Annotated in this window: 5 protein-coding genes and 1 tRNA gene; 3 read left to right on the forward strand and 3 right to left on the reverse strand. The window is 56.7% G+C overall.

What is annotated here, in order from left to right; genetic code table 11:
* Positions 1–271 precede the first annotated feature (271 nt).
* Positions 272–646 carry a GNAT family N-acetyltransferase gene (locus tag AC1Q6I_RS34595; RefSeq protein WP_102625751.1) on the forward strand — a complete coding sequence of 125 codons (375 nt, stop codon included), beginning with the start codon at positions 272–274 and terminating at the stop codon, positions 644–646.
* 428 nt (positions 647–1,074) lie between these two features.
* On the opposite strand, the gene AC1Q6I_RS34600 is transcribed toward AC1Q6I_RS34595, so the two are convergent.
* A tRNA-Cys gene (locus AC1Q6I_RS34600) sits at positions 1,075–1,148 on the reverse strand.
* Positions 1,149–1,361: 213 nt separating this feature from the next.
* Positions 1,362–3,650 carry a bifunctional acylase PvdQ gene (gene pvdQ, locus AC1Q6I_RS34605; RefSeq protein ID WP_102625752.1) on the reverse strand — a complete coding sequence of 763 codons (2,289 nt, stop codon included), beginning with the start codon at positions 3,648–3,650 and terminating at the stop codon, positions 1,362–1,364.
* Between the two features lie 237 nt (positions 3,651–3,887).
* Here pvdQ and AC1Q6I_RS34610 point away from each other — a divergent pair, with 237 nt between their 5' ends.
* Positions 3,888–4,268 carry a fe2+ zn2+ uptake regulation protein gene (locus AC1Q6I_RS34610; protein ID WP_102625753.1) on the forward strand — a complete coding sequence of 127 codons (381 nt, stop codon included), beginning with the start codon at positions 3,888–3,890 and terminating at the stop codon, positions 4,266–4,268.
* A 14-nt stretch (positions 4,269–4,282) separates the two neighbouring features.
* Here AC1Q6I_RS34610 and AC1Q6I_RS34615 read toward each other — a convergent pair whose 3' ends face one another.
* The gene (locus tag AC1Q6I_RS34615; protein ID WP_017846379.1) at positions 4,283–4,477 is read right to left on the reverse strand and encodes a hypothetical protein; all 195 of its coding nucleotides are present in this window, start codon (positions 4,475–4,477) and stop codon (positions 4,283–4,285) included.
* 188 nt (positions 4,478–4,665) lie between these two features.
* On the opposite strand from AC1Q6I_RS34615, the gene AC1Q6I_RS34620 reads away from it, so the two are divergent.
* Positions 4,666–4,800, forward strand: coding sequence for a hypothetical protein (locus tag AC1Q6I_RS34620; RefSeq protein ID WP_024075722.1), 135 nt, complete (start codon positions 4,666–4,668; stop codon positions 4,798–4,800).
* Positions 4,801–5,280: the final 480 nt, after the last annotated feature.

A 5,280-nucleotide genomic window follows, 5' to 3' on the forward strand; every position in this document is an offset into this window, starting at 1 on the left:
TGATCATTTGGCGAGTTTAAAAGTTGCGCTAGGTGGTATGCCGGGGAAATACATGGCTACTTCAGACCATCCTTAACAACAATATTTTACAAGCATAAAATTAAAACCCAATGCTAAAGTAAAACCTTTGAAATATGCACAAAGGTAAAACAATTTATGCTCGAAAAATCATTTTCAAAAAAGTCAAAAATTACTTTTAGAAGTAATATCTTCGAAAACCGTATGGGATGTCTGCCAGCTCAGCAATACGTTGTCTCCTGAGCAACGCGACATGGTGGCAGATAACGGAGACTCAATTGCTGAAGCACACTTTTCAGAAAACGCCTGGTTTCGTTCCATTTATGCCGACGAAACTTTAGTTGGTTTTGTCATGCTGCATATAGGCGCTGACTACGACGAAGACATTGATTATCCCGGCGCCATGTTAACGCGGTTGATGATCGCAGGCCCCTATCAAAGGCTTGGATTCGCCAACGCAGCCCTGCAAATGCTGATTAATGATCTGAAAATACGAGGTTTCAGCGAGCTGCGAGTAGGTTATGGTCAAGGTGAAGGAAGTCCCGAAAAGTTTTATGAAAAACTTGGATTCAAGCCAACAGGTAGAATACTTGGGGAAGACGAGGTAGAAGCATTCATTAAATTCTAGACACAATAGTACAATCACATTAATTAGATATCTGCCAGGCAGACGAATCTAAAGCTCAATCTAAAACTGCGAGAGACAGATCGATAAAACGCCTGTCGTAAGGCGGAACACCATTTTATCGATCAGCCCCCTGCTTCGCTGTAAACACGCCCTTCACATATTGCGATCAATCCCACCGGCGCTGGGGAGGATCTGCAGCAGCTATGGCAGTCGGTGTGCGCCGGCGGACGGCCAAAAGCCGCCAGTGAGATTGCTCTCGAGCATGCAAGCAGACTGCTCGGCCACTCTTGCCAAGAGATCACCAAGAAGATCTATCAACGTGTAGGAGAGATCGTAAAACCCACGAAATAAGGAGGGATGGCAGAACACTTAGCAAATCCCAGGCAATAAAAAACCCCGTAGACGCTAATCTACGGGGTTTCTAAGAGTGGAGGCCGAGGTCGGAATCGAACCGGCGTAGGCGGATTTGCAATCCGCTGCATAACCATTTTGCTACTCGGCCTCAAACGATCAATGCCGTTGTTGCTGACATTCACCGCATAAAAACATGAGTGGGCTATAAAACCCTGCCTCTACTCTAACTCATTGAATACATTGAAGTTTTTAACGCTTCATTGCGTTCGATGGGCGCCATTATGTACTCATTTGCCTATGCCTGCAACCCCTTGATTTCAAAAAATATTCTGCCCAGTCATCAAGGGGTTGCGTGTGCGCCCTACTCCTTGATGACCTGTTCCCGGTACTGCGGGTCGGCCTTTATTTGCGCTTCGGTGAATGGCAGCGGGCGGAGTTTTTTCTCGGAGAATGCTTGGGTCTGGTCCTTGGCATAGTTGGACGCGGGGTTGCTGGACTGGGAGAACGCGAGCACGCCCAATGCGTTCGGCCCCAGGTCGTCGAAGCTGACGATTTGCAAGTAACTGCTGCCGCTGACCACTTCGCGTTTGCCATCGGCCCTTGGCACGGTTTGCATGGCGTTATAGATGCCGAGCGCTTGCGGGCCGCCGTGGATGGGGGTTTGCCCGGAGACTTGGATATCACCCCAGCGGCTGTTGGCGCTGAGACCGAGCCTGGCGACTTCAGCAGCAGAGGCCAGCATGGCTTCGCGCAAGGCCTTGGCAACGTCGGGGCGGTCGATGGCGAGGCCACGGGGGGTGGTCAATGGTTCGGCCGGGTCGAAGGCCACACGCCAGGCATCGGGGGTTTGTTGCAGGTGCTCCGCCAGGTTGATGAAGTGCACCAGGCCCAGGCCGCTGTCGAGGTTGGCGTGCCGGTCCCAGTGTTTGAGGCTGGTACACAGCGGTTGCAACACGACAGCATCGCTGCCCAGTTGCGTGGCGCAGTATTCCAGCAGGTCGGGCATGATTTGGCCCGCCACATACACTTCGTTGTCCATGACCATGTTGTGCAGGTCCGCAACCGTGATCGGCCGTTGCTCCAGGGATTGCAGGCGCTGCACGGCGAAGCGCGCGCGCGGGCCAAGGCCGATGTGGTCCTGGCTGATCACTGGAGAGAAGCCGGTCAAGGGCGCCTTGGGGTTGGCCATCCAGGCCGAGTCGTTGGCGTGTTGCACGTAGTCGGTGCGCTCCAGTTGCGGCAGTTGGGCGGCGGCGAAGATGCCCGGTTGCGCGGCATGCGGGTCGATGTCCCAGGCGCAGGCGCTGCGGGCGCCGTCGAGGATGATAAATTGCAGGCCGGCCCGCGGGTCGCTGCATTGGGCGAGTTTGGCGGCGCTGACGTTGGGCACCACCGACAGGTTCATGTACAGGCTCTGGCCCTGATCATCGGTGGCCACGGTGTTGACCCACGGGATGCCTTGCAGGGTGTGCACCGAGGTTTGCAGTGCCTTGAGGCTGGGGGCGCGGTTCATCGCGTACCACTGTTGCAGCACGCGGTCATTGCCCAGGTTGGCGTCGCGCAGGCTGAAGGCGTGCTGGCTGTCCCAATCCAGCTTGCCGGGCCATTGCACCACGGGGCCGAAGCTCGAACTGTAGACCGTACGGGACACGGCCTTGAGGCTGTCGTCGGCCTGTTTGACTTGCACCGTCACCGAGGTTTTCGCCAGGGGGATGGATTGACCGTCCAGCAGGTAGCGCGTGGAATCCTTGGGGTCGAGGGTCAGTCGGTACAGGGTGAAGTGTTTGGACGTGTCGACCGTATGGGTCCAGGCCACATGCTGGTTGAAACCGATGTTGATCACCGGCAGACCCGGCAGCGCCGCGCCCATCACATCCAGTTGGCCGGGGATGGTCAGGTGCATCTGGTAAAAACGCATGCCGCCCACCCAGGGGAAATGCGGGTTGGCTAGCAGCATGCCACGACCATTGAATGAACGATCACGGCCCACCGCGACGGCGTTGCTGCCGCGATCGAGACTGAAGCGCTGCTGCTGGGCCGCCGCCAGTTCAAACGCCCTTGCGCGACGCTGCACGCTGGCGGTGGCCTGGGGTGGCGCCGCACCAACCAGGGCTTCGGCGAATTGGCCAACGCCGCCTTCGACCAGCAGCCTACGGGTCAGCTTCACCAGATCTTCCACCACCAGCGGCCGCACCCACCCGGCCTGGCATGGCGCCGGGGCGCCCTGCTCTTTGAGATAGCGGTTGTAGCCGGCCACATAACCTTCGATGCGTTGGCGGATCGCCGGGCTCTGTGCGTTCCAGAAGGCGGCTACGGCCTCGGGGGTATTCAGCCAGGTGAAGAACACATCGCTGGCGAGGTTGTTGCGTTCTTCCAGGGTCGCCTGTTCCGGGCCGAAGAACCGCGCGCGCTGGCCATTGACGGTGACCACTTCATTGGCCAGCAGGCACAGGTTGTCCTGGGCGTAGGCGTAACCGATGCCAAACCCCAGGCCACGCTCATCGCTGGCGCGGATGTGCGGCACGCCGAAGCTGGTGCGCCGGATATCGGCGGACGCCTGCGCCACCTGCTCGCGCGCCGATGCAGCCAGGCTCAAGCCCAGCATCAGTCCCGCCACGCACATCCTGGACAACCGGTTGGAAATAATCACACAGACTCCACAGTCAAATTGAACACCCTTGCCTGGGGTCATTCCCCCACCGTAAGGACGCAACAGACCGCGAATAATTTAGCGACGCAGTCCGTTCATTGAACGCGACTGCGTTGTGACAAAACTGATACCGACAAATTTTCTACATGCGGCACTTCATGATTTCGCTCACTCGTTCGTCTTATTGAATAAGAGCGCCATCATTTTCCTGATCAGGCTCTGATAAGGAGTTTTTGCATGTACAACTCGCAACTGCCCACGGACGGACACTCAACGACCGCCGATGCCACGTTTGGCAGCGGCGTACAAGCCTTCGGCAAAGCGCCAGAGCAGCAAGGCAACCAACGAATTCGGCATTTGCTCAAGTGTTTCGGCTTGCGCACCAGCCTGATCCGACTGAAGGTCATCGACGCCCTGCTCACGGCCGCCGACCACCAGCGCACCCTTGGGGTACGCGGCGTGCACAGCCACTTGCTGGAACTGGGCATCCCTTTGTCGTTCCTCAGCGTGCGTGAGGTACTCAAGCGCCTGTGCAGCGAGGGCGTGATCACCCTCAATGCCGATAAAAGCTACAGCCTCCATGAAGAGGCTGCCAAAGTGCTCGAAGGCCGCGCCTGACTCGACGACGTCAATCAGAAGTTAGGCTTGACCTTACGACGCATCACGCCATTGATCACCACCACGGTGACCGCCACGGCAATGGCGATGTACTGGAACGTTTTTTCGCTGATAACCCCGGTGTTCTGCAGGTAGGACAGGCCAAACATCGTCCCCAGCACCACCAGGGAGATCAGGATTGAATATTTCAAGCGTTGCTTTTGGGTCATGACGGGTTCCTGAACCTTGAGAATGTATCCACTTTGTATCGCCGAACATGCCAGGCACATACCCGATGACGGGGATGGAATGGGGTCGGCAGGGTCTCATGTTACAGGCGATGAAAAGCTTTGGCTTGTTCGATGCTTTTATTGAGCCAGCCTGATGTCACCCCGTGAGAACCCTGGAGGATTTTGAAATGTTCCGTCGAATCACCTGGCTGATTCCCCTGCTGATCATGCTGAGCATGAGCGGCTGCATCATATTCCCCCACGGCGGCGGCTGGCATGACCACCGCTATGAAGGTGGCGGACCGGGTTACTACCATCGCTGAGGGGCAGGTTCCCGCCTATCCGTTTCTGCGGTAACGGCGGCTGGTCAGCCATGGATGCATCAACTTCACTCCCTCATCGGGGGCAAGTCGAATCGTCGCACCGCCCCTCCCACATTTTCAACCGAGTACACCAGGCATAACTCCGGTCGGCGCCAGGGCAGCCAAAGCCAGAGCAAAGGCAGACTCAGGTCGACCTGATGTATGCAGCTCCAAATGTGGGAGGGGGCTTGCCCCCGATAGCAGTGGGTCTGCCACAGACGCATCAACTGACACACACCCGCAAGGACTTTTTCAAAAGTTAACCAACACTAAGCCTTACACAACACGGTATCTCCAGAGGGAACCCCCGCGGGTGTTTTTTGCACCCAAAAGGGGCGTCTGGGGAACAGGGATCCTCCTACTGGCAGGGGGGTGTCAGAAATTTTGTGTTCGGGCATAACATGAGTAAGAGGTGCATGTATGCCAACCAAAAAGAAACCT

Source organism: Pseudomonas sp. MPR-R2A5, assembly GCF_058793055.1.

Bases quoted from the DNA above. Each gene is read 5' to 3' on its own strand.
- AC1Q6I_RS34595 (WP_102625751.1), top strand. From the start codon at position 272: ATGGTGGCAGATAACGGAGACTCAATTGCTGAAGCACACTTTTCAGAA.
- AC1Q6I_RS34610 (WP_102625753.1), top strand. From the start codon at position 3,888: ATGTACAACTCGCAACTGCCCACGGACGGACACTCAACGACCGCCGAT.
- AC1Q6I_RS34615 (WP_017846379.1), bottom strand. From the start codon at position 4,477: ATGACCCAAAAGCAACGCTTGAAATATTCAATCCTGATCTCCCTGGTG.
- AC1Q6I_RS34620 (WP_024075722.1), top strand. From the start codon at position 4,666: ATGTTCCGTCGAATCACCTGGCTGATTCCCCTGCTGATCATGCTGAGC.